This is a genomic window from Micromonospora sp. A3M-1-15 (assembly GCF_024213425.1).
Taxonomy (GTDB): Bacteria; Actinomycetota; Actinomycetes; order Mycobacteriales; family Micromonosporaceae; genus Micromonospora; species Micromonospora chersina.
This window is the reverse complement of the sequence record NZ_JANAVK010000003.1, coordinates 258,375-280,710: the sequence shown is the minus strand read 5'-3', so window position 1 is coordinate 280,710 and position 22,336 is coordinate 258,375. Positions and strand designations below refer to the sequence as shown.

Sequence of the window (22,336 nt, the reverse complement as noted above, 5' to 3'; positions counted from 1 at the left end):
CGCAATGGCAATCCAGGGCCCCCTTACCAGCCGATGGACGTCGAGCCGGAGAACCGAGATCGCGCGGTCGACGGCTCAAGCCACGGGTGGCGCCCAGGTAGGGCGTTTGATCAGGCAGAACGGGTGGCCGGCCGGATCGGCGTACACGTGATCGCCGGGCAGCGGCCGCGCGCCCAGCGCGAGCACTGCCTCCGCTGCCGCGGCCTGGTCGTCAACCATCACGTCGAGGTGCATCTGCTGCGGCACCGCCGGCTCCGGCCATGTGGGCGGCGTCAGGTCGGCGGCGCGCTGAAACGCCAGCCCGGACGCAGCCGTGCTGGCCGACACGACGACGAAGTCCTCGTCCGCGTAGGTGATCGGGTCGCCGAGGACGGCGCTCCAGAAACGCGCCTCGATCATCGGATCCGGGCAGTCGACGATCAGATGGTGGAGCCGACCGATCGGCACAGCGGCCACCTCCTTCATGGTCGGTCGCGGCGGTCAGTATGCGGTCAGGCGTACGAGGGCCGCCGCGGATCCAGCAATTCGCTGACGCGACCGCGATCAAGCACCTCGATGAGCGCGTCGGTGCCGCGTTCGACCTTGACCGCCAGCTCGTCCGGGTGCAGAGGGATCAGCGCGAGCAGCGCGATCCGTACGCCGCCGGCGACGTCGATCGCCCGAGCCTCGGGTGGCACACGCAGCATCGGCGCCACGACGACTCCGGCGAACGGGGTGCCCGCGGCGTACGGCAGCGCGGGTTCACCGTTCGGCACGGAATGCCACTCGCCGATCCAGGTCCCGTACTCGTGCGGCAGCCGCGCCACCTGCTTGAGGACACGCAGCGGCCACCCACCTGCACCGTCGCGCCCGGTCACCTCGTCCAGCGGCCAGTCAAGGGGCAGGCTGAGCATCAGCTCGGCGTACGGGCTGATGCCGTGGCCCTCCGGCACCGCCATCGGCAGCTCGCTCATCCCGGACGTGATCAGCGTGCGGTACGGGCGTTCCTCGGTCGGCGCCACGACATGAATGTGCACACCGACCAGGTGCGAGGCGATCTCGTGGTAGACGAACTCGACAGGCCCGAAGTGCTCCTCGATGTGCCGGTCGATCGCGTCGGCGAAGGCCTGCTGCGGGCCCTGCGCCGGCACGAACCCCTCGTGCAGCGACTGATGACGGAGTACCCCTGACCCGCGCGGCTCGTCCATGACGACGCAGCCTAGGCCACGGCAGGTCGGACGCCACCCGTCCACCGGTGTCCGCCCGACCTGGCATTCTTAGAGGCATGTGCAGGAACATTCGCGTGCTCCACAACTTCGAGCCGCCGGCGACCGACGACGAGATCGAGGCCGCCGCCATCCAGTACGTGCGCAAGGTCAGCGGCGCGACCCGGCCGTCCGCGGCCAACGAGGAGGCGTTCGACGAGGCGGTCCGCGTCGTCACGGCAGCGACCCGGACGCTGCTGGACAGCCTCGTGACGAAGGCGCCGCCCCGTGACCGCGAGGTGGAGGCCGCAAAGGCCAAGGCGCGCGCCGCCGAACGGTACGGTGTTCGAGGGTCAGCCTCTGCCTGACGGCGCCCGGTCTGGCAGGGCCGGCCGGTCCAGGACGCGCCTGTCAACGGCGCCGAGCACGACCATTGCCTCGTCAGCGAGGGCGGAACCCCGCTGACGAGGCAATGATCACCGGAGGGCGGCGCCTGACTACTGCTCGGCGACCGTGATCGTCGCCGTGCGGTAGTTGTTGCGCCTGTCGTTGTTCGACGGGTCGTAGTTCTGCTCGATGTTGCCGGCGCTGTCGATCGAGAACCAGCGGAACGTGGTGGTCTCGGTCACGTGGAACACCTGCCCCGGCTCACGGAACTCGGTCGCCGCGTAGCGCGGCGACTCGAGGGTGGGCCGGCTGCCGTCCGTCGTGTAGTAGATCGTGGCCGGCTCGCTGGTCTCGAAGCGCACGTCGACCGGCCCGGAGTACTTCCCGCCGCCGGGAACAAGCCGGGACGTCGGCATCTGGTGGTCCTTGCCCCACTCCGCCGCGATCTTGAACATCTCCATGATGCCGTTGGCGTACTCCATCGTCTCGGAGTGGCCGCTGACGAGGTCCGGGTTTCCCTCCCACGCCGGCTGGAACGAACCGCCCTGCCAGTCGCCGGTGGCCGGGTTGTAGATCGAGCCGCCGACCTCCCAGCCGAAGGCGTAGATCCCGTAGGTGTGGTAGAGGTCCTCGCGTACGTTGCCCGCGGAGGAGTAGAGCACGTCGGACGAGCCGCCGACGTTCTCCGGCGTGACGACGGTCTGCCGGTGCGCCTTGACCTGCGACAGGATCCTGGCGGCCGACTGCCAGTAGAACGCCTCGTCACCCAGCGGCGGACGCGGCGTGGTGATCCGCCCGTCCGCGATGTAGGCGCCCGGCTGCCAGAACAGCTGGCCGCCGTTGGAGTGCACCGACATCATGAACTTGATGTTCGAGTACTTCTCGACCAGCCAGATGATGTTCTTCGACTCAGGCTCGGACAGCTTCTCCGGTCCCTGGTAGGTGTCGCTGACGCAGCTGTTCGACCCGCCCGAGTAGCCGTCGTGAGCCGACCCGACCCGGTAGTTCCGGTTCAGGTCGACACCCCAGGAGTTGCGCCGGGCCGGATCGGCGTTGTCGTCGGCGCAGTGGTTCGTCATGTTCCGGCGCTGTGAGGCGAAGTTGTAGAAGCTGTAGTTCGCCCCGTCGGGGTTGTTGGACAGGATGAAGAAGACGTCGGTGTTGTCGACGATCTTTTTCGTCTCCCAGTCGGACTTGTAGTTGTGCACCAGGCGCTCGGCCGACTCCAGGCTGGTCGTCGCGGGCACCCATTCGCGGGCGTGGTCCTGCGCCTGGATCAGCACACCGGGGTTCCTGCCGTCGCGGTGCTTGCCGATCCGCAGGACGGGGATCGTGGCCGGACCGCGCGGCACCTCGCCCTCCGGCGCGCCGACGCGCTTCTGGTCGAGGAAGTCGGTCAGCGCGACCGGGCCGGAGGTCGCCGCGACGATGCCGGTGCCCGCGTTGGTGCGATACGGGTGCGCCCGGTCGATCAGGCCCTGGGACTGGCTCTCCAGTGCCGCCGCCACCTGGGCGGCCGTACTCGCCAGCCCGCCGGAGGCGTCCTTCGCGAGGAGGACGCGGACCGCCTTGCCCGCGACCTCGACCCCGAGCGGGAGGTTCGCCCCCGGCCGGTCCACGAACTCGACGGTGATGTCGTTGCCGCCCTCGTGGCCCCATGCGGCCGAGCTGACGACGACAGCGCTCTGCCCCGTGCCGCCGATCGTGGCCTGCGCCTTCCGCTGGTAGCCGTTCGTCTTGTTCGGCAGGTAGACGATCTCGGCGATGTCCGGGTACTGGCGGGCGATCTCCTCCGCGCGGCTGAAGAGCTGCTGCGGGTGCCGGTAACCGTCGACGAAGTCCCACTTGTAGGCGGGGTTCGCCGTCAGCGGCGGCGCCCCGTCCTCGAGCCAGTTGGAGACGTAGCCGGTCGCGACACCCCCCGTCGAGCTCGTGACCCGGATCTGGCTCGGGCGGGCGTCGAGCTTGAACAGGTTCCGGTGGAACATGTACTGCCCGGAATCGACGAAGCGGCTCATGGTCCGGGCGGAGCCGAACGAGGTGCCCGGGCCCGAGTCGTTCTCGAGCTGCATCCCGACGACCGGGTTCGTCTGCGCCCCTTCGGTGGTCCGCGCCTCGACGTAGAGGAAGCCCTGGCCCTTCGTCGTGAACCAGTCGGCACGGGCGATGCGTACCGTCTCCTCGTGAGTGAGCGGCTGGACAGCCTGCGCGCGGAGGGCCTGGAGGCCGCCGTCGGCCTCCTCGCTCCAGGCGAAGCCCTCGCCGTCGCCGAGGATTTCGACGCCCAGCGCCTCGAGTTCGGCGACCTGCTCGGCGGTCGCCACCGCCTCGCCTTCGATGCCGGTCGGCACGCGCTTCAGGCCGTGTTCGAGGTCGAATCCGGCGGCGACCACCTTGTCCAGCATGTCGGCGCCGGTCAGCTTGATGCGTACGAGACGTGCGGCCTCCGGAACCTCGAGGCTGGATCGTGCCGTGGCTGCCGACCCCGCGGGATCCGCACCCGCCGGCCCGGTTGCCATGAGGACGCTTCCCACCAGGGTGGGCACCGCGAAAAGCGCAATGCGCCGTCGTATGCGTCGCATTCTCCCCTCCTTCTGCTTGCGACGTGCGGTGGACGCGGTGGCCGGGCCGGCTGCGGGTCGGGCCGACCATCCGCGACGGTCACGCCGAGCTCGCACAGGGCCGTCCCGTGCGCGACGGTGGTCACCGCCGTGACGGGTCGGGGAGGACCGTGAGAGAGCTGGGTGCGCTGAGCGTATGCAGCGTCTTCGCTGTGAAGGATTGGCCGAACTGGATTTGAGCATTACTTGAGGCGTGTGGGCCCGCGACCATTCCGGTTGCAGGCCCGCACATACGTCACCAGGCCGTGGGCTTGCCCTTCTGGAACAGCCACACGTCGAAGAAGGCATCGAGATTCTGCCCGGATTCCCGCTCGGCGAGGGCGATGAAGTCGGCCGTCGCGGCGTCGCGGTACCGGTGGCCGGCCGCCCACTCGCGCAGGATGCGGAAGAAGGCGTCGTCGCCGACCTTGCCCCGCAACGCGTGCAGGGTCATCGCCCCCCGGTTGTACGGGATGCTGCTGAACATGTCCTCGGGGCCCGGGTCGGCGAGGACGATCTGCCAGAACGGCGACGACGCGGCGCGACCGTAGTTGCTGCCGCCGTTGAAGGTCTGGCCGACCGACGCGCCGCCGTTGTACTCGGTGTACATCCACTGGGCGTAGGTGGCGAAGCCCTCGTTGAGCCAGATGTCCGACCAACGCCGCGGCGAGACGGAGTCGCCGTACCACTGGTGTGCCAGCTCGTGGGCCATCGTGCCGACGCTCGCCGCGCTGGAGAAGATCGGCTTGGTCTGGGTCTCCAGGGCGTAGCCCACGTCGGGGGCCCGGTCGATGATCGCACCGGTCGAGGCGAACGGGTACGGGCCGAACGTCGAGGTGAAGAACTCGATCATCCGCGGGATCTGCGCGACCGCGGCGGAGGACCCGGCGACCTGTCGCGGGTCGATCGCAACGTACACGGGGATCCCACTCGACGTGGTCGACTCGGTGACCACGAAATTGCCGATGGTGATCGTCGCCAGGTAGGTGGCCATCGGCTCGGTCGAGTCCCAGGTGAAGGTGGTCCAGCCGTCCCGCGTCTCCTGGGAGAGGAGTTGCCCGTTGCCGACGGCGGTGAGCCCCTCGGGCACCTTCGCCGTGAACCGGAAGGTGGCCTTGTCGGTCGGGTGGTCGTTGGTGGGCAGCCAGGCCGGCGTGCCCTGCGGCTCACCGACCACGAAGGCGCCGTCGTCGGTGGGCACCCAGCCTTCGATCGACCCGTCCGGGTCGGTGATCGGACCCGGTACGCCGGCGTACCTCACCACCACGGTGAAGGCCTGCCCGGTCCTGAGCTTCGGCCGCGGCGTGACGACCAGTTCCTGGCCGTCCCGGACGAAGTCGTTCGCGTGCCCGTTGACCGTCAGCGACGAGATCTCCGGACCGCGGAAGTCCAGGTTGAACCGGTCGAGATCCTGCGTGGCGATCGCGGTGACGGTGGCGGTGGCGGCCATGAACCGGGTCGCCGGGTCGTAGGAGAAGTTGATGTCGTAGTGCTGGACGTCGTATCCGCCGTTGCCCTCGTCCGGGAAGTACGGGTCGCCGACGCTCGCCGCGCCGGCCGAGTAGCGAGGGGCTCCGGGATTGCCAGGTGCTGCGCCGGCCGCGTCCGGTACCGCCAACGACCCGATGGTCACGAGGGCTGCGGTGGCCAGCGCGGCACCGCGCAACGGTGGGATTGTCATGTGGATTCTCTCCCTTGGACTGCCGTGGCACCGCTGGTCGCCAGATGCGTACGCCCAATCCACCCGCAACGAGCAGGCAGCGTCAAGGTCTCCGGTCAACTGGTCAGCCGGATGAACTTCTCCCATGGGCCCACGGCGGTCCGGTTGGCGATCAGGGGCAGGGTGCCGGACTGCGCTGCGGTCACGTACCGGTTGTTCGCGTTGGCCAGCAGGCTGGCCGTGCCGTCGGCGTTGGTGATGAGGCGGAACTTCTCCCAGGACCCCACGGCTGTGCGGTTGGCGATCAGCGGTGAGGCGCCGGCGTTCTCGGCCGTGACGTAGCGGCCGTTGACCCTGGCGCGGAACGCCACGAACCCGCCCCCCACGTCGATCTGGTCGAACTGCTGCGACGGACCGGTCATGGTCCCGTTGGCGACCAAGGCTGAGGCGCCGCCGTTGTCCGCGGTGACGTACCGGAGGTTCACGGTGGCCAGCAGGTTGACGAGGGTTGGCGGCGTGACGACGCGGAACTTCTCCCAGGCGCCGACGGCGGTCCGGTTGGCGATCAGCGGCAGGGTGCCGGACTGCTCCGCGGTCACGTACCGGTTGTTCGCGTTGGCCAGCAGGCTGGCCGTGCCGTCGGCGTTGGGGATGACACGGAACTTCTCCCAGGACCCCACGGCCGTGCGGTTGGCGATCAGCGGTGAGGCGCCGGCGTCTTCGGCCGTGACGTACCGGCCGTTGACCCTGGCGCGGAACGCCACGAACCCGCCCCCCACGTCGATCTGGTCGAACTGCTCCCAGGGCCCGATGGCGGTCCGGTTGGCGATCAGAGCTGAGGCGCCGGCCGTCTCCGCGGTCACGTAACGGTTGTTCACCGTCGCCAGCCAGCTCGTCGCGGGACCGCCGAGGAGCCGGGCCAGCGACGCGTGGTCGCCCTTGAAGACGTCCAGATCGGGCGTGGAGAAGTCGGAGCCGGGAATGGGCGCTCCCGCGGCGTGCTGCCAGACGGTGAAGGACGACCAGCCGGCCGGCAACGGCGGCGGATTCTGTGAATAGTTCGCGATGAACAGCGGGTTCGCCGCGAAGCTCTGGCTGCTGCCCGTACAGGGATTCCACCAGTTCGTGTTGGTGTAGATCATGGCCTGCCGGCCGGTGCGTACCGCGATCTCGGTGACGAAGTCCCGGATCCAGGCCACCAGTTGCGCGGGGGTCATGTTGTAGCAGTCGTTCAGACCCCAGTCGGCCCGGGGCCACTCGAGGTCCAGCATCGGCGGCAGGCTGCGTCCATCGGCGACGTAGGGGGCGAAGCCGAGCAGGACGTCCGCCTGCTGCTTGCCGCTGCTCAGGTCGGGGCGGGCCCGGTGGTACGCCCCGGTGTACAGGCCGTTGGCCCGGGCGCCGGTGTAGTTGGTGGCGTAGAAGGGATCAGGATTGTTGTGCGGCACCGCTTGGCCGTCCTGCTCGCTGGCCCGGATGTAGGCGAACTTCGCACCGCCCCGGGCTGTCGCCGCCCAGTCGAGCGATGGTCCCTGGAAGTAGGACACGTCGACGCCGGTGATCGCGTATCCACTCGGGGTCGGCAGCGCCCGGGCCGGCGACGCGCCTCCGGCAAGCCCCACGAACCCCACCGCCGCACCCAGCAGCACAGCCAGCGCTCTGCGTACCATGGCTCGCCTCCAGACACCGGCCAAGGGCTACGCCGCGTCCGTCGAAAGCGTAACCCCGTCTCTGGCGCACAGGTATGGGTCACTTGTCCAAAGATGCTCCGACCAGCGGCGCGCCAGCTCGGGTCATGGCTCTGTCAGAAGCTGTAGCCACCCGCGCAGAGGAGCACCTCGCCGGTGATGTAGTCCGCTTCCGGCGTGCACAGCAGGTAGGCCGCTCCGGCCGCTTCCCCGACGGTCCCGGCGCGCCCCAGCGGGATCGACCGGTCCAGCGAGGCCGCGATGCCAGGGTTGAGGCCCACGGCCAGTTGCCGGCCCTCGACGTCGATGCTGCCCGGCCCTGCCGGATCGGTCAGCCGGGTGCGGATGACGCCGTAGGCGACGGCGTTGACGTTGACCGCGTACCGGCCCCACTCCTTGGCCAGGGTCTTGGTGAGGCCCACGACGCCTGCCTTGGCTGCCGAGTAGTTGGCCTGGCCGGGGTTGCCGGCCAGCCCGGAGATCGACGAGACGTTGACGACCTTGCGGTGATGCGTGGTGCCGGTGCCGCGGTCCCGCTCCACGAGCCGTCTGATGACCGGCTGGGCGGCGCGCAGCAAGCGGAACGGGGCGGTGAGGTGCACGTCGAGGATGGCGGCCCACTGGTCGTCGGTGGTCTTCTGGATGACCGCGTCCCAGGTGTAGCCGGCGTTGTTGACGATGATGTCCAACCCGTCGAAGGTGGACACGGCGGCGTCGACGAACCGTCCGGCGAAGTCGGTATCGGTGACGCTGCCGGCGATCGCGACCGCCTGCCCGCCGGCCTTTTCGATCAGCTCGGCGGTCTCCGCAGCAGGACCGGGATCGAGGTCGTTGACGACGATCCGGGCGCCGTGTGCGGCGAGCTTGGTGGCGATGGCCCGGCCGATCCCGCGTCCTGCGCCGGTGACCAGCGCGACGCGCCCCTGCAGATTGTTCATGCGGTCCTTTCCAGGAGGGTGACGACGCAGGCGCCGCCGAGGCCGACGTTGTGCGCGAGGGCCAGGTTCGCGTCCTCGACCTGCCGGGGGCCGGCGGTGCCGCGCAGCTGCCAGGTCAGCTCGGCGCACTGGGCGAGGCCGGTCGCGCCGAGCGGGTGGCCCTTGGCGAGCAGGCCGCCAGAAGGATTGACGACCACCTGGCCGCCGTAGGTGTTGTCGGCGTCGGCGATGAACTTCTCGGCCGTGCCCTCCGGGGTCAGGCCGAGCGCCTCGTAACTGATGAGTTCGTTGGTGGTGAAGCAGTCGTGCAGTTCCACGACCGGCACGTCCAGCGGGTCGACTGCGGCTTCGGCGTAGACGCGATCGGCGGCGGTGCGGGTCATGTCGTAGCCGACCAGCCGCATCATGTCGGTCTCGTCGAACGTGCCCGGTGTGTCGGTGACCAGGGCCTGGGCGCGGATGGTCACGGTCGTGTCGAGGCCGTGGCGACGGGCGAAGTCGGCGCTGCACAGCACGGCCGCGGCGGCACCGCAGGTAGGTGGGCAGCATTGCAGCCGGGTCAGCGGCCCGTACATCGGCGGGGAGGCCAGCACCTCCTCGACGGTGACGGCGTCGCGGAAGACCGCGTTCGGATTGTGGGCCGCGTGGCGGCGGGCCTTGACCGCGATCGCCGCGAACGTCTCCGCCGGCGTGCCGTGGCGGCGGGCGTACTCGGCGCCGGCGCCGCCGAAGTAGGCCACCGCGAACGGCACGCCCTCGTCGTCCTGCAGCCGGGAACGGGTGGCGTCACCGCGGGCAAGCGGGCTGTCGCGGTCGCCGAAGGCCATCCCGAGCGCACCCCGGGCCATCTGCTCGAAGCCGACCGCCAGGACGCAGTCGGCGGCGCCGGTGGCGACCGCCTGCCGGGCCAGCCACAGCGCGCTGGACCCGGTGGCGCAGTTGTTGTTGACGTTGACGACCGGGATCCCCGTCGTGCCCAGTCCGTACAGTGCGGCCTGCCCGCAGGTGGAGTCGCCGTAGACGTAGCCGGCGTAGGCCTGCTGCACCAGCGCATAGTCGACGCCCGCGTCGGCGAGGGCGGCTCGCGCGGCCGTCTCGCCCATCACGTCGTACGCCAGGGTGTGCGACGGCCTGCGGAACGGGATCATGCCCACGCCCGCGATCAGGACGGGCCTCACGCCAGCCGCCCGATGTGGTCGGCCACGGTGCCGGCGCCCTTCGGCGACAGCAGAATCGTGTAGTGGTTGACGTCGGCCACCTTCTCCACGCTCATGCGGCCGCGGTCGAGGCCGGCCGCCTGGAGGCGGGCCTCGTCGTACAGGCCCTGCGGTTCGTCGAGGATGCCGCGTTCGCACCACAGGAAGGTGGTCGGGCACCCGATGCGGTGGACCGCGGTCGTCGTCTGCTCGTCTAGCAGCGTGTCGGTGGCGTCGTGGCGTACCGCCTCCAGCGAGCAGGAGGAGCGTAGTGCCGGCGGTTCGCCGACCAGATCGCGCAGCGCGTAGTCCCGCACGGCGGGTGACCAGGCCGCGGACAGCGCGGGATGCCGCCGCCAGAAGTCCAGGTACGTCTGCTCGCTGTCGAACGTCATCTGCAGGCGGCGCATGGCCGGGCCGATGACGGCCTCCAGGATGTCGTCGATGTTCGCTCCCTCGGGCACCTGCAGGGTGACGCCGCCGTCGACGAGCAGCACCGACGAGACGCGGTCCGGGTGGCGCAGCGCGGCGACGGCGGCGACGAACGCGCCCATCGAGTGCCCCACGATCGGTGCCCGGTCGAGGCCCAGGTGGTCGAGGACGGCGACGAGGTCGTCGGCGTGCTGGGCCAGCCCGTACGGACCGGGCAGCGCGGCACTCCCCGCGCGCCCGCGCAGGTCGGCGGCGACCAGTGTGGCGCGGCCGGCCAGGGCGTCGGCGACCGGCGCCCAGGACAGGGCGTTGGCGGTGATGCCGTGCGCGGCCAGCACGGTCGGGCCGGTCCCGCCCGGCCAGCGGCAGACCCGCAGGGTGCCGCCGGCGACGGGGACGTCGAGTTCTTCGGGATTCACGATTGCTCCTCACGGGCGACCTTGGGACGACGGAAGCCGGCGTCGCGGTATGCGGCGAGTTCGGCGGCGAGGCGCTTCTTCAGTTCCAGGCGCTTGGCTTTGCCGGTCGCCGTGTAGGGCACGTCGTCGCCGAAGACGACCACCTTGGGCTGGTGGGCGAAGTCGAGGCGGGCCGCGCAGTGGTCCAGGACCTCCTGCTCGGTCAGCGGCCCGTCGGGGACGACGTACGCGGCGATCTCGTCGCCGTAGATCCGGTGCTCGAACGGCACGGCGAGGGCGAACGCCACCCGCGGATGGGTGCGCAGCGCCTCGTCGATCTCGAACGGGGAGATGTTGTGCCCACCCCGGATGATCAGTTCCTTCATCCGCCCGGTGATGAAGAAGGCGGGGCGCCCGTCCGGGCCGGGACGCCAGAAGCCCTCGTCGCCGGTGTGGAACCATCCGTCGCGGAACGCCTCGGCGGTGGCGTCGGGCCGCCCGGCGTACTCCCGCATGATGATCGCGCCGCGGACCGCCAGCTCACCGCGGACCTCGGGGGGCATTTCCTCGCCGGTCAGCGGGTGCAGCACGGTCATCTGCGCGTGCGGCAGCGCGCTGCCGATGCTGGGGAAGCCGAAGTCGGCATGCCAGTGACGGCGCTGCTCCTCGGGGAGAGCGGGCATGGCGGAGGCGACACAGGTGGTCTCCGACAGGCCGTAGATGTGCCGGATCGGGACGGCGAAGCGCTTCTCGAAGTCGAGGGCGGTCTCCACCAGCAGCGGCCCGGCGCCGCACAGCACCTCGGCGAAACACCCGGGCGCCTCGCCGTCGCCGGCGAGCAGGAACTCCAGCAGGGTGGGCACCAGGCTGGCGGTGGTCGCCCGCTCGGCGGCCACGTCGGCCCAGAACCGCTCGGTCCGGAACCGGTCGGTCAGGACCGTGGAGGCGCCGGTGTGCCACGGCAGCAGGCTGGAGATGACCAGGGCGTTGGCGTGGTGCACCGGCAGCACCGTGTAGACACGCGTGTCACGACCCCAGGCGAAGGTGCTCGCGAGGGCGTCCAGGTCCGACAGCAGGTTGCCGCCCGTGGTGATGATGCCCTTCGGCTCTCCGGTGGTGCCGCTGGTGTAGAGCCGCAACGCCGCGACGTCCAGCCCGGTCGCCGGGTCCTCCACCGCGGTCGGGCTCCCGGTCGGCAGGTTGTCGGTGTGGTGCAACGGCAGGGCGGTCGCCCCGGCGAGGGCGGCGGCCCGGTCGGCGTGCTCCGGCGCGTGGACGAGCAGGCGCGCCGCGGAGTCGCGCAGCACGAAGACCTGCCGGTCGGTGGCCTCCTGTGCGTTCAGGGGGACGCAGCATGCCCCGATCAGCCAGCAGCCGTACGCCACCGCGAGTGCCTCGGCGGTGTTGCCGGCGAGGGTGGCCACCGCGTCCCCCGGACCGATGCCCTGCCCACGCAGCCAGACCGCCGTCGCCTCGACCCGGGACCGCCACTCGCCGACCGTCCAGGCGCGCCGGGTGTCCCGCGCGTGGTGCAGCTCGGTCAGGTACGCGGCGTCGAGGTCGGTCCGGTCACGGAAGAAGGCGGCGAACCCCGGCCACCGTGGCCGGAAGTCGTCAACGGGCCTGCGTGGGTCGGATGAGCGGGACTCCATGAGCGAAACCTAGGGCCCGTTCAGGCCGGTGGACGATGGAGGATTCCCACACTACTGAGCCGGTTCGACGGAGGAGTCGACCACTAAACCGAGTGCTGCTCCGTGAAGGTGACGATCCGGTGCAGCTTGACGGCCAGCTGAACCTGTAGCGCCTCCTCACCGGTCCGCCACCCCTCACCGAGCAGCGCGTTGATGCGTTCGATCCGCTGGTAGAGCGTGTTGACGTGGATGAACAGCGCCGCGGCGGCGCGGACGTGGCTGGCGTCGGCGTCGAAGTAGGCCTCCACCGTCCGCAGCAGCTCCGATCCGCGCTGCGTGTCGTAATCGACCAGCGCACCGAGGGTGCGCTGCACGAACGCCGCTACCCGATCGCGGCCGGCCGGGCCGAACAGCAGCCCGAACGCGCCGAGATCCGGGGGACTGGCCGCCGTGCCGGCTCTGCCCAGCGCGCACAGGACGTCGACGCAGTGCCGGGCATCGCGGTGCGCGTCACGCAGCCCCGCCGGCCCCGCTCCGAGGCCGGCGGCACCGACGGTGACGGGAGCGGCGACGGCCCGGCGCAGGCGATCCACCGCCGCCGGCGCAGCGGACGCCGGGTCCGTGCCGGGCAGCAGCACGACGACGTCCCGGCCGTGCTCGCCGCACAAGCCACCGCACTGGGCTGCCCAGCTGCCGAGGGCGCTCGCCACGGTGCGGCGGTCCTCAGCCCGTTCGGGGTAGGCCACGACCACCGCGTGCGGCCGATCCAGGTCCCATCCGAGCAGCCGGGCCCGCCGCCGCAGCCCGTCCGGGTCCGGCTGCGCATCGGCCAGCAGTTCGGTCAGCAGATCCCCACGTACCCGGTGCTCGGCCTCGGCCAGCTGCCGCTCGGTCAGCAGCAGGATGGCCGCCACCAGGGCAGCCCGCTCGACGGTGCGCTGGTCGTCGACGCCGAAATCGCCTCGGCAGGCCACCAGGACGGCAAGGACCTGAGAGTCGACGACGACCGGGGACGCGCAGCCCTCACGCGTCGCCGCGGTCGCCCGCGTGGTGATCGCCGACCGGCAGGTCTCCGCCACCACACCGGTCACCGGGTCGCCCGGCGCCGGTGCGAGCGGGCCGGCCGAGGCGAGGACCCGCAGACCGGGATCGGCCACGATCACGTCGGCGGCCAGCACCTCCGCGACCACGGCCGCGACCTCCGGCAGTTGACCGCCCTCGGCCGCGACGGTGGTGAGGCGCTCGTGCACGTCGGCCGCCCGCTCCATGAGGTCACCGTGCGCGCGTACGTCGGCGAAGAGCGAGGCGGTCTCGATGGCGATCGCCGCGTGGGTTGCCAGGGAGATCAGCAGGGCGACCTCGGCGTCGGCGAAGGGCCGTTCCCGCCGGTTGGCGGCGAACAGCACGCCGATCACCTTCTCGCGCAGCAGGAGCGGTACGCCCAGCACCGCGATCAGGCCCTCGTCGCCGACGACCTCGTCGACGGTGTGCACGAACCGCTTGTCGTGCGGATAGTCCGGGGTGGCGTACGGCTGGCGCGTCTGCGCCACCAGTCCGCCCAGCCCGGCGCCCATCGCGAGCCGGGCCGTCTTGAACGCGTCGGTGTGGATGCCGTCGGTGACTCGCACGTAGGTGTCGCCGCGTTGTTCGTCGATGAGCATCAGATAGGCGGCCTCGGTGCCCAGCAGTCCCCGCGCGCGGGCGACGATCGCCCGCAGCACCTCCTCGACGTCCCGCAGCGACGACAGGTCGCCAGCCGTCTCGTACAGTGCGGTCAGCTCGCGCTCGCGCCGATCCCGCTCGGCCAGCCGCTCACTGACCGTCAGGGCGAGGGCGACGCTCTCACGTGCTCGCGCGTCGCCCGCCAATTCGGTGCGCAACCGGGCCAGGCGCTCGGCCGACGCGTTCCCGGGCTCGGCGAGCAGGCGCAGTGCCTGGCGAGCCACATCTTCGGCGACTGTCGTCATGGCCCTCCGCTCCCACCCTCGTGGTCGCGGACCGTAACACGCCGTGAACGAAGGCGGGATTCCGCGCCCGGCTCGGCCAGGAACCCCGCCACGTCCCGATCGTCCGGCTAACGGGTGGGGCAGGCGGCGTCCGTGAGCGCGCGGGCGGCCGCCCTGGCGGCGGCCGGCGTCGCCGGATCGGCGTCGAGCACGCCGGCGGACAGGCCACCGTCGAGCAGCAGGGTCAGTTGGCGGGCGAGCAGTGCGGGGTCGGTGGCGCCGGCCCGGCGGGCCAGGTCGGTCACCCAGCCCAGCACCACTTGCTTGTGTTCGACGGTGCGGGCGTGCACGTCGCTGCCGGTCTCGGTCTCGGCAGCGGTGTTGATGAAGGCGCAGCCGTGGTAACCCTCACGCCGGCACGCGGACGCGAGCGCGTCGAACATCCCGACCAGCTGGTCGCGCGGGTCGTCGCCGGCCGCGCGGGCCGCGGCGCGGAGCTGGCCGAACCACACCTGGTCGACCTTGTCCAGGTACGCCAGCACGAGGTCGTCCTTGCGGGGGAAGTGCTTGTACAGGGTCGCCTTGGCGACCCCGGACCGGGCGATGACGGTGTCGACGCCCACGCCGCGGGGCCCGTGGGCGTAGAACAGCTGGAACGCCGTGTCGAGGATGCGCTCCCGCGCGGGCTGCGCTGACTGCTTCATCCGTTCACCTCCGTGGCAGGGCTCCGATTGTACAGACAAGTCTGTGCGCCTAGTTGAGCGACCCTGATTCGCGAGTGGCAAGTGAAGGCGGGTTGCGGGTAGACAGACCGGTCTGTTAGCTTCGATGAGCGCTGGCCGAGAACCGGAATGGGCGCATACCGAGCCGTCACGAGGGAGCAGCACCATGAAGATCGCAGTTCTGGGCACCGGCATGGTCGGCCAGGCGCTGGCCGGCCGCCTCGCGGAGCTGGGCCACGAGGTCACCGTCGGCACCCGCGACGTCGCAGCGACGCTGGCCAGGACCACCCCGGACGGGATGGGCAACCCGCCCTACGCCGCGTGGGCCGCCGAACATCCGCAGGTGCGCCTGGCCCCCTTCGCCGACGCTGCTGCCGGCGCCGAGCTGCTGGTCAACGCCACCTCCGGCGACGTGTCGATCGCAGCGCTGCAGGCGGCCGGCACCGACAACCTGGCCGGCAAGATCCTCATCGACATCGCCAACCCGCTGGACTTCAGCCAGGGGTTCCCGCCCACCCTGTTCGTCAAGGACACCGACAGCCTCGGCGAGCAGATCCAGGCCGCCTTCCCGCAGTTGCGCGTGGTCAAGACGCTGAACACGCTCACCGCGGCGCTGATGGTCAACCCGAAGGCCCTCGCCGACGCCGACCACTCGATCTTCGTCTCCGGCAACGACGCCGAGGCCAAGAAGACCGTGACCGGCCTCCTGGAGTCCTTCGGCCACACCGACGTCATCGACCTCGGCGACATCTCCACCGCCCGCGGCACCGAGATGCTCCTGCCGGTGTGGCTGCGCCTGATGGGCGCGCTGGACACCCCGATGTTCAACTTCAAGATCGTCCGCTGACCCGGCCGACACGCGGGTGGCCGGTCGACGCCCGGCCACCCGCCCCGGTGACGACCGACGACGCCAAGCCGATGGCCGGCAGGACCGTGCTGATCACCGGCCGGGGCTCCGACTCGGAACCACGACGACGGAAGGCAGATCGCGATGAGACTCGGCGTACACCTGGTCAACTTCGACGTCCCCGGCGGCGCCGCCGCGATCGGCCCGACCCTGGCCAGGGTCGGCGTCGCGGCCGAGGCCGCCGGTGTGGACAACCTGTCGACGATGGACCACTACCTGCAGATCGCCGGCATGGGCCTCGGCGACGCGGACGCGCCCATGCTGGAGGGCTACACCACCCTCGCCTTTCTCGCCGCGCACACCACCTCGGTGGAGCTGCAGTTGCTGGTCACCGGGGTCACCTACCGGCACCCCGGCCTCCTCGCGAAGATCGTTTCGACGTTGGACGTGCTGTCCGGCGGGCGGGCGGTCCTCGGGCTGGGCGCGGCCTGGTACGAGCGCGAGCACGACGCATTCGGCGTGCCGTTTCCGCCGCTGGCCGAACGCTTCGAGCGGCTGGAGGAGACACTGCGGATCGTGCACCAGATGTGGAGCGAGGACAACGGTCCCTTCCACGGCAAGCACCACCAGCTGGCCGAGACGATCAACTCCCCGCAGCCGCTGCGCCGTCCACCGATCATGATCGGCGGCGCGGGGGAGAAGAAGACCCTGCGCCTGGTCGCCCGCTACGCCGACGCCACCAACCTGTTCGCCCGCCCCGACACCGGCCCGGAGCAGGTGCGCGCCAAGCTGGAAGTCCTCGCCGAGCACTGCGCGCGGGAGGGCACCGACTACGACCGCATCCGTAAGACGGTGCTGTGGGCTGCGCCGGTCGCCACGCACGCCGAGGGCGGCGAGGCCTTCACCGACCAGATGGCCGAGTACGCCGCGGTGGGCATCGAGGAGGTTCACGTCATGCCCTGGACCGGTGACCCGGTCGGGTTCGTCGAAGGGCTCGGTGAGCACATCGTGCCATGCCTGAAGCAGCTGTGAACCGAGCCGGTATCTCCCCATTTCCCGCACGCCGGCTCCTCGGGCCGCCGATCAACGCGTCGCTGGCCGCACAATCATGTGATGGGCGGGCTCATGCACTGGGTGCGGATTGCTGCGGGGATCACCGGACGTGGGGTGAGCCCTGACCGGCTGCGCGCGGCGGTCGCCGGTCGTACTGTCCTCGTGACCGGCGCGTCTGAGGGGATAGGCGCGGCGACCGCCCGCCGCCTGGCCGAAGCGGGCGCTGTCGTGCTTCTTGTGGCGCGCACGACGTCGCGGCTGGAGCAGGTTCGGGACGAGATCGTGGCGGGCGGCGGCGTGGCGTACGTTCACACCGCTGACCTGTCAGTACCCGCGCAGGCCGCCGCGCTGGCAGAGGAGTTGCTCGCGCGGTACCGCCGGATCGACGTGGTGGTCAACAATGCCGGACGGTCGATCCGCCGTGGGGTCGCCGACACCGCCGACCGGTTCCACGACCTCGAACGCACGATCAACCTGAATTACCTGGGGCCGGCCCAACTGCTGCTGGTGCTGCTGTCCGGCATGCGGACCACCGGCGGCGGGCACCTCGTGAACGTCTCGACCGCCGGACTCGCCGTCAACACCCCGCACTGGTCGGCGTACCACGCCTCGAAGGCGGCGTTCGACACGTGGCTGCGCACTGCCGCCGCCGAGCTGCGGCATGACGGCGTCACCGTCAGCACGGTGTACTGCAACCTGGTGCGTACCCGGATGCTTGCACCTACCGTGCATTACCGGCGTGCGCCGGCGATGTCGGCCGCCGAGGCGGCGGGCATCGTGTGCCGCGCCGTCGCGTGCCCGCGGACCTGGTGGCCATGGTGGGCTCGGCTCGGCTCGGTGGTGGCGGCCGCGCTGCCCCGCGCGGTGGAGCGGGTGCTCGCCGCGGGACTACGGGTGGTGACGGCGACCGAACCGCTACGGGTCATCGTCGGCGCGGGCCTTCTGCGGCCGGGCCGGCTGGTGCGTCTGGCGCGGGCTGGCCGCCGCCACGGGCGTACCCTCGCCACGGCGATCGCCGCCGGGTCGCCGACGGCGGTCGCCATGATCGATGAGGACGGACCGGCCACGTACGCGGAACTCGACGCGGCCGCCGGCAGGTGCGCGGCGGCGGCCGAGGCGACCCTCGGCGTGCAGCCCGGTGACCGGGTGGGCCTCGCCTGCCGCGATCACCGCGGCTTCGTCGCCGCAGCGGCCGGCCTGGCCCGCGCCGGCGCTGACGTGCTGCTGCTGCCCCCGGACCTGCCCGCCGACCGCGTAACCGACCTCGTGACCCGGGAACGCCTGGTCGCGCTCGTCCACGAGTCGGACGCGCCCGCGTGCCCAGTGCCCACCGTCCCGGTATCCACGCTGTTGGCCGGAGACCCGGCGACGTGTCCGCCCCGAGGCCGCGGCAAGGGCCGAATGTCGGTGCTGACGTCCGGCACCACCGGCACCTCTCGCAGCGTGTCCCGACCCCTGCCGGCGCGCATGCTCCTCGGCCCGGCCATCACCCACCTGCGGCTCACCCCGGTCCGCCCTGGGGAACCGATCGCCGTCGCCGCACCGGTCCATCACGGCTACGGGCTGACGTACCTCGCGGCCGGCCTGACCCTCGGCGGGCCGGTGGTGCTGGTCAGCGGCCGCGGGCCGCAGGACATCCTCGACGCGGTCGAGGAACACCGCGCCCGGTTGCTCGTCGCACTGCCCATCCAGCTGCGGCGGATGTGCGATCTCCCCGTGACCGATCGCCCCCCACTCCGCCACCTGCGGGCGGTGATCAGTGGCGCCGCCCCTCTCCCGGCTCAACTCGGCGAGCGACTGCGCGGGCTTTTCGGCGACCGCGTCTTCAACATGTACGCGACGACCGAGGCAGGCTGGGCCTCGATGGCCACGCCTACCGACCTGCGAGCCGCGCCCGGCACCGTCGGCCGGGCACCGCGCGGCGTACGACTGCGGGTCGTCGACCGCGCTGGCGCGCCCCTCCCACCCGGCCACGTCGGCGAGGTGCAGGTCAGCGGATGGCAGCCGGACGGCGCGTGGCTCGCCACCGGCGACCTGGGCCACCTCGACCTGGTGGGCCGGCTCCTGCTGGACGGCCGTGTCGACGACATGATCGTCTCCGGTGGGGAGAACGTGTACCCCGGCCCCGTTGCCGCCGCGATCACCAGCCACCCCGACGTGGCGGACGCCGCGCTGCGGCCGGTACCCGACGAGGAGTTCGGCCAGCGCCTGCTGGCCACGGTCGAGGTGCGCGCAGATCGCACGTTGACCGAGGCCAGCCTCCGGGAGTGGCTGCGGCACCGGCTCACCCGCGCCGAACTGCCCCGGGACATCGTCATCGTCACGGCGCTGCCCCGCTCGGCCACCGGCAAGCCGACTCGGGAAGGGTGACCAGTGTTCCCGAGTGGTGGGTGCGGCATGTCGGCGCGGCGTCGCGGCGCTGCGCTGCTGGTCGGGCAGGGTCACGGAGGCTTGTCCGGTGGACCGGGGCGCCGAGGCGTGACCGAGCGCCCGTCGGTGACCGTTACCCTTCGTAGGGCAATCCAGCAGGGGAGCGCCCGACCGGATGAGCGGGAGTCAGCGACAATGCCCAAGGCCTACTGGATCACCACCTACCGGTCCATCAGCGACGACAAGAAGGTCGCCGCGTACGCGGAGCTGGCAGGTCCGGCACTGAGCGCCGCCGGCGGCACGTTCCTGGCGCGCGGCCTGCCGTCGTACGCGTTCGAGTCGGGCCGGCTGGAGCGCACGACGCTGATCGAGTTCGACAGCGTCGACGCCGCGCTCGCCGCCCACGAGACCCCCGCCTACCAGGAGGCGCTGCGGGCGCTCGGCGACGGCGCCGACCGCGACCTGCGCATCATCGAAGCGGCATCCTGACGCCGGGCGATGGGCGAACGCGGACGGGGTCAGCAGGGGACGGCGACGAATGTGAACCCGCCGCACCTCTAGGCTTGTCGGCATGCTTGCCCGGCACCGCGCACCCGCTCAGCCCGACGGTTCCGGTGGAAGCCTGGGCGGGCAGGGGCGGTGAGGCCGCCCGGCCTGCCCAGGCAACGAAGCGCACCGCCTGTCGGGCGGTCCGCTCTGGCGGACCGCTGCCGGCTGATCGCCGACTCGCGCGCCTTCGACGTGGTGATCGTCGTGGTCATCATGCTCAACGGTGTCGTGCTCGGCTTCGAGACCTACCGCGACCTCGGGGCGGCGCACCCGGCCCTGCGGTGGCTGGAGTGGTGCTTCCGGCTCGTCTTCGTCGTCGAGATCGCGATCCGGGTGCTGGCCTTCGGCCGCCGGCCGCAGGACTTCTTCCGGCACGGCTGGAACGTCTTCGACTTCCTGGTGATCGCCAGCATCTTCATTCCCGGCCTGCACGGTGACTCGGGGGTGCTGCGGTTCCTGCGGGTCGCGCGGGTGCTGCGGCTGGTGCGGTTCTCACCCGGGCTGCGCACCATCGTGGCGGCGCTCTGGCGCAGCCTGCCCGGTGTCGCGGGCTTCCTCGCCCTGGCCGCGGTCACCCTCTACGTGTACGGCATGGCCGGCTGGCTGATCTTCGGGGAGCGGTACCCGGAGCAGTACGGCGACATCGGCCGTTCGCTGCTGACGCTGTTCGTGCTGCTGTCGCTGGAGACCCTGCCGGATCTGCTCCAGCAGGGCATGGCGGTCTCGCCGTGGACTCTCGTCTACTACGTCAGCTACGTGCTGATCACGGTGAACCTGCTGCTCAACATCCTCATCGCGGTCATCGTCAACTCGATGGAGGAGGCCCGCCGGCTGGAGATGACGGAGCGGCTGTCGCCGGACTACGACGAGGACGGCGACGGGATCCCCGACGAGCTCGACCGGATCGCGCTCACCCAACGGCTGGACGACCTGCGCGCCGTCATCGGCGAGCTCGAACGGGAGCTGCGCATCGACCGCGAGGACGGCCAGCACCGACCGCGCCCGCACCGCGAGCGCGCGGGCTGAGCCCCGACAGGCACGGCACCGGACCGGTCGCGCCGGCGGGTGAGACCCGGCGCGACCGGCCCTCCGGTCAGGACAACCGCAGCCGGGGCTCCAGGATCACCTCGAAGAGCCGGTCCCACGGCAGCTCGACCCGCGCCGACTCGAAGCCCGCCAACGTTGCCGTGAACGTCTTCGCGCCCCGCCGGCCCAGCACGATGCGGTGCCCCGCGAAGTGGTCGGCGAAGTACCGCTCGGTCAGCGGCACGAGCCGCTCCCTCACCCAGCCGTCGAAGTAGCTCTTCTGCTCGGGCGTGAGCGCGAGCGGGTCCCACCCCTGCGCCCGCGCGTGCGCGTACGCCTCGACCTGCACGACGTTCTTCCACGGGTCGTCCTTGACGAACCGGTAGAGCAGATATTCGGCGTGCGCCTGGCCGGGCCCGCGCAGCTCGGGCACCCCGAACCCGCTGCCCGAGGAGCGGAGGTACGCCCACCGGGCGGTGCCGTGCCCGAGCGCCAGGCCGAGGGCGTTGCCGCCGGTGTTCCACCCCGAGTACGACAGCAGCGCCGCGAGGTCCAGGCCGCTCTCCATCCGCGCGACCAGGTCGTGGTCGGCCTTGTTGACGATGAGCGGGTCCACCACGATGACCGGGGTGCCGGCGGCCAGCAGCGCGCCGATCCGCCCGACGAAGGCGTCCAGGTCGGCGGCCCGCTGCCCGGGTGCGGCCGAGGGGGTGTTCACGGCGAGGACGATGTCCGCGTCACCGCTCACGACCCGTCCGCCCACGGCGGCCACGTGCCGGCGGATGTTCTCCGCGAACGGGATGCCCTCCAGCTGGGCGGTCCAGTTCTCGCCGGAGACGCCGGCGTACTCCACGCGGTAGGTGGGCGTCGTGCCGGCCGCGATCACCCGCGCGACCAGCAGCGCGTCGACCTCGTCGGCCCCGGGGAAGATCTCCACCCGGTCTTCGACGCCGAGCCGGGCGACGAGCGCCTCCAGTTCCACCCGCTCGGCCCGGGCCAGGCCGACCGGCGCGGTGTCGTCCTCGGAGAGCACGAGGTGGCTGATGGTGCCGTCGGCGACCCACTCGACCATGAGCCGGTTGACCTGGTGGTTGCGGGCCCGCGCGGCGAGGTAGTCCTCGACGACCTGGTCGGGGATCTGCGCCCGCACGGCGTCGAGCTGGGCCCGCAGCGCCTCCTGCCCGAGGTTCACCACCTGGTCGTAGAGCTTCGCCCAGCTGACCAGCGCGTCGCGGTACCGGTCCAGCTCGGTGCCCGTGCTGGTGATCGCGAGGCGCTGGATGGTGTCGTGCACCTCGATCACCGCCTCCGGCCGGGTCGCGCGCAGATTCCGGACGGCGGCCAGGTTGTCCAGGGCGGCGGCCAGGGTCGGTGCGGCGGTGCGGGAGGCGATCAGCCCGCCGTAGGCGAGCATGCTGACCGAGATGACGTACCCGTCGACGCCGTCGGTGGCGCCGAGCCAGCGGGCGATGGCGGCGCCGTCGCCGGGGGTGAAGAAGCGGCCCAGCAGTTCCCGCGGCGGCAGTTGCACCCGGGCGCCGGCACTCGCCGCGGTCATCTGCGGGGCGTACGTGTTGACCGGCCGGTCGTCCAGCGGCACCAGCGCCACGGTCGGCTGCCGGTCGGCGGGCCCGGCGACGGCGGGCCGGCCGACGGCCACGGTGGCCAGCCCGGCCACGCCGGTGGCCAGGAGGGTACGTCTTCTCATG

18 protein-coding genes are annotated in these 22,336 nt (G+C 71.4%); 6 read left to right on the top strand and 12 right to left on the bottom strand.

Annotation, left to right across the window (positions count from 1 at the left end; translation table 11 throughout):
- Positions 1-75: 75 nt before the first annotated feature.
- On the bottom strand, positions 76-456 hold the full coding sequence (locus tag NLX85_RS16550; RefSeq protein ID WP_254336039.1) for a VOC family protein: 381 nt from the start codon (positions 454-456) through the stop codon (positions 76-78).
- A gap of 35 nt (positions 457-491) precedes the next feature.
- Complete coding sequence (locus tag NLX85_RS16545) at positions 492-1,187, bottom strand: suppressor of fused domain protein (RefSeq protein WP_254336037.1); 696 nt, start codon at positions 1,185-1,187, stop codon at positions 492-494.
- Between the two features lie 77 nt (positions 1,188-1,264).
- Between NLX85_RS16545 and NLX85_RS16540 the strand changes: the two genes are divergently transcribed.
- Positions 1,265-1,552, top strand: coding sequence for a DUF2277 domain-containing protein (locus NLX85_RS16540; RefSeq protein WP_254336035.1), 288 nt, complete (start codon positions 1,265-1,267; stop codon positions 1,550-1,552).
- Between the two features lie 129 nt (positions 1,553-1,681).
- Here NLX85_RS16540 and NLX85_RS16535 read toward each other — a convergent pair whose 3' ends face one another.
- From NLX85_RS16535 to NLX85_RS16495, 9 genes are all read right to left on the bottom strand, one after another.
- Positions 1,682-4,153 (bottom strand): M14 family metallopeptidase, encoded by a 2,472-nt coding sequence (locus NLX85_RS16535; protein ID WP_254336033.1) that lies wholly within the window; start codon positions 4,151-4,153, stop codon positions 1,682-1,684.
- Between the two features lie 274 nt (positions 4,154-4,427).
- Positions 4,428-5,852, bottom strand: coding sequence for a M1 family metallopeptidase (locus tag NLX85_RS16530; protein ID WP_254336031.1), 1,425 nt, complete (start codon positions 5,850-5,852; stop codon positions 4,428-4,430).
- Between the two features lie 95 nt (positions 5,853-5,947).
- A complete protein-coding gene (locus NLX85_RS16525) occupies positions 5,948-7,501 on the bottom strand; it encodes a GH25 family lysozyme (protein WP_254336029.1) in 1,554 nt (517 codons plus the stop codon).
- Between the two features lie 134 nt (positions 7,502-7,635).
- On the bottom strand, positions 7,636-8,457 hold the full coding sequence (locus NLX85_RS16520) for an SDR family NAD(P)-dependent oxidoreductase (protein ID WP_254336027.1): 822 nt from the start codon (positions 8,455-8,457) through the stop codon (positions 7,636-7,638).
- On the bottom strand, positions 8,454-9,635 hold the full coding sequence (locus NLX85_RS16515; RefSeq protein ID WP_254336020.1) for a lipid-transfer protein: 1,182 nt from the start codon (positions 9,633-9,635) through the stop codon (positions 8,454-8,456). The genes NLX85_RS16520 and NLX85_RS16515 overlap by 4 nt, the downstream gene beginning before the upstream one ends.
- Positions 9,632-10,504 (bottom strand): alpha/beta hydrolase, encoded by an 873-nt coding sequence (locus NLX85_RS16510; RefSeq protein ID WP_254336018.1) that lies wholly within the window; start codon positions 10,502-10,504, stop codon positions 9,632-9,634. Before NLX85_RS16510 ends, NLX85_RS16515 begins: the two co-directional genes overlap by 4 nt.
- Complete coding sequence (locus NLX85_RS16505) at positions 10,501-12,135, bottom strand: class I adenylate-forming enzyme family protein (protein ID WP_254336017.1); 1,635 nt, start codon at positions 12,133-12,135, stop codon at positions 10,501-10,503. Before NLX85_RS16505 ends, NLX85_RS16510 begins: the two co-directional genes overlap by 4 nt.
- Before the next feature lie 83 nt (positions 12,136-12,218).
- Complete coding sequence (locus tag NLX85_RS16500; RefSeq protein WP_254336015.1) at positions 12,219-14,081, bottom strand: GAF domain-containing protein; 1,863 nt, start codon at positions 14,079-14,081, stop codon at positions 12,219-12,221.
- A gap of 107 nt (positions 14,082-14,188) precedes the next feature.
- The gene (locus NLX85_RS16495; RefSeq protein ID WP_254336013.1) at positions 14,189-14,764 is read right to left on the bottom strand and encodes a TetR/AcrR family transcriptional regulator; all 576 of its coding nucleotides are present in this window, start codon (positions 14,762-14,764) and stop codon (positions 14,189-14,191) included.
- A gap of 184 nt (positions 14,765-14,948) precedes the next feature.
- On the opposite strand from NLX85_RS16495, the gene NLX85_RS16490 reads away from it, so the two are divergent.
- The 5 genes from NLX85_RS16490 to NLX85_RS16470 all read left to right on the top strand — a co-directional run bounded on the left by NLX85_RS16490 (position 14,949) and on the right by NLX85_RS16470 (position 20,627).
- Positions 14,949-15,629 (top strand): NADPH-dependent F420 reductase, encoded by a 681-nt coding sequence (locus tag NLX85_RS16490; RefSeq protein WP_254336012.1) that lies wholly within the window; start codon positions 14,949-14,951, stop codon positions 15,627-15,629.
- 144 nt (positions 15,630-15,773) lie between these two features.
- Positions 15,774-16,661 (top strand): LLM class F420-dependent oxidoreductase, encoded by an 888-nt coding sequence (locus NLX85_RS16485; protein WP_254336010.1) that lies wholly within the window; start codon positions 15,774-15,776, stop codon positions 16,659-16,661.
- A gap of 81 nt (positions 16,662-16,742) precedes the next feature.
- A complete protein-coding gene (locus tag NLX85_RS16480) occupies positions 16,743-19,052 on the top strand; it encodes an SDR family NAD(P)-dependent oxidoreductase (protein ID WP_308210747.1) in 2,310 nt (769 codons plus the stop codon).
- Positions 19,053-19,247: 195 nt separating this feature from the next.
- Positions 19,248-19,541, top strand: coding sequence for a DUF1330 domain-containing protein (locus tag NLX85_RS16475; protein WP_254336008.1), 294 nt, complete (start codon positions 19,248-19,250; stop codon positions 19,539-19,541).
- Positions 19,542-19,691: 150 nt separating this feature from the next.
- Complete coding sequence (locus NLX85_RS16470) at positions 19,692-20,627, top strand: ion transporter (protein WP_254336007.1); 936 nt, start codon at positions 19,692-19,694, stop codon at positions 20,625-20,627.
- Between the two features lie 67 nt (positions 20,628-20,694).
- On the opposite strand, the gene NLX85_RS16465 is transcribed toward NLX85_RS16470, so the two are convergent.
- Positions 20,695-22,335 (bottom strand): DUF4127 family protein, encoded by a 1,641-nt coding sequence (locus NLX85_RS16465; RefSeq protein ID WP_254336005.1) that lies wholly within the window; start codon positions 22,333-22,335, stop codon positions 20,695-20,697.
- Between the last annotated feature and the right edge of the window lies 1 nt (position 22,336).

Excerpts from the sequence above, each read along its gene's own strand:
- NLX85_RS16545 (WP_254336037.1), bottom strand. The coding sequence starts at position 1,187 with ATGGACGAGCCGCGCGGGTCAGGGGTACTCCGTCATCAGTCGCTGCAC.
- NLX85_RS16475 (WP_254336008.1), top strand. The coding sequence starts at position 19,248 with ATGCCCAAGGCCTACTGGATCACCACCTACCGGTCCATCAGCGACGAC.
- NLX85_RS16495 (WP_254336013.1), bottom strand. The coding sequence starts at position 14,764 with ATGAAGCAGTCAGCGCAGCCCGCGCGGGAGCGCATCCTCGACACGGCG.
- NLX85_RS16530 (WP_254336031.1), bottom strand. The coding sequence starts at position 5,852 with ATGACAATCCCACCGTTGCGCGGTGCCGCGCTGGCCACCGCAGCCCTC.
- NLX85_RS16535 (WP_254336033.1), bottom strand. The coding sequence starts at position 4,153 with ATGCGACGCATACGACGGCGCATTGCGCTTTTCGCGGTGCCCACCCTG.
- NLX85_RS16485 (WP_254336010.1), top strand. The coding sequence starts at position 15,774 with ATGAGACTCGGCGTACACCTGGTCAACTTCGACGTCCCCGGCGGCGCC.
- NLX85_RS16505 (WP_254336017.1), bottom strand. The coding sequence starts at position 12,135 with ATGGAGTCCCGCTCATCCGACCCACGCAGGCCCGTTGACGACTTCCGG.
- NLX85_RS16540 (WP_254336035.1), top strand. The coding sequence starts at position 1,265 with ATGTGCAGGAACATTCGCGTGCTCCACAACTTCGAGCCGCCGGCGACC.
- NLX85_RS16465 (WP_254336005.1), bottom strand. The coding sequence starts at position 22,335 with ATGAGAAGACGTACCCTCCTGGCCACCGGCGTGGCCGGGCTGGCCACC.
- NLX85_RS16490 (WP_254336012.1), top strand. The coding sequence starts at position 14,949 with ATGAAGATCGCAGTTCTGGGCACCGGCATGGTCGGCCAGGCGCTGGCC.
- NLX85_RS16520 (WP_254336027.1), bottom strand. The coding sequence starts at position 8,457 with ATGAACAATCTGCAGGGGCGCGTCGCGCTGGTCACCGGCGCAGGACGC.
- NLX85_RS16500 (WP_254336015.1), bottom strand. The coding sequence starts at position 14,081 with ATGACGACAGTCGCCGAAGATGTGGCTCGCCAGGCACTGCGCCTGCTC.
- NLX85_RS16480 (WP_308210747.1), top strand. The coding sequence starts at position 16,743 with ATGGGCGGGCTCATGCACTGGGTGCGGATTGCTGCGGGGATCACCGGA.
- NLX85_RS16525 (WP_254336029.1), bottom strand. The coding sequence starts at position 7,501 with ATGGTACGCAGAGCGCTGGCTGTGCTGCTGGGTGCGGCGGTGGGGTTC.